Origin of the sequence: Bacillus sp. NH11B, from assembly GCF_001884205.1 — a bacterium.
GTDB lineage: Bacteria > Bacillota > Bacilli > Bacillales > Bacillaceae_G > Bacillus_A > Bacillus_A proteolyticus.
This window is the reverse complement of sequence record NZ_MAOG01000133.1, coordinates 1-662: the sequence shown is the minus strand read 5'-3', so window position 1 is coordinate 662 and position 662 is coordinate 1. Positions and strand designations below refer to the sequence as shown.

Annotated in this window: 1 protein-coding gene; it reads left to right on the top strand. The window is 32.9% G+C overall.

Features of this window, described 5'->3' with window-relative positions:
• Positions 1–280 precede the first annotated feature (280 nt).
• Positions 281–662: metallophosphoesterase (locus BAU27_RS25215; RefSeq protein WP_175546559.1), on the top strand; the 382-nt coding region annotated here is incomplete at its 3' end.

The following is a 662-nucleotide window of genomic DNA, read 5'->3' as shown; positions in this document are numbered from 1 at the left end:
TTACTCTGATTCTGTCATTTCATCCATATGAATCTGTTTTCCTGTGAATAGTTTGTAAAACAGATGTGTGCGAATATCTAACAATTTATGTAGCGCATACCGATATCCATCTCCCACCTAAAATTAGTGTTTCACATTTTTGAGGAAGGAGTCTTTTGTCAGAAAACAATAAAATCTTATTAATTTTTATAATTAGTAGAATTTTTATAGAAATAATCTTCTTAATCTATTAAAATTATATCGAATGATGTCAGATTGTAATAAGGGGAGAGAAAATTTTATGTTGAAAAAAATCATTCCAGTTGCTTTAGCATTAAGTACAATTACTTTTTCAAGTGTATTTGCTGCGCCTTCGGCTCAAACAAATACAGAACCAAACCGCTACATAGATGTACAAATGCTCGGTATTAACGATTTTCATGGGCAACTAGACACTGTAAAGAAAATTAACAATAAAGATGCAGGGGGAATCGAGTACTTAGCGGCTTATTTACGTGATCGTGAAAAACAAAATCCAAATACATTAAAGGTTCATGCGGGCGATATCGTTGGAGCAAGTCCTCCTGTTTCAGCATTATTACAAGACGAACCTACGATTGAATTTCTAAACGATTTAAAATTTGATGTTGGAACCATCGGAAATCATGAATTTGATGAAGGTG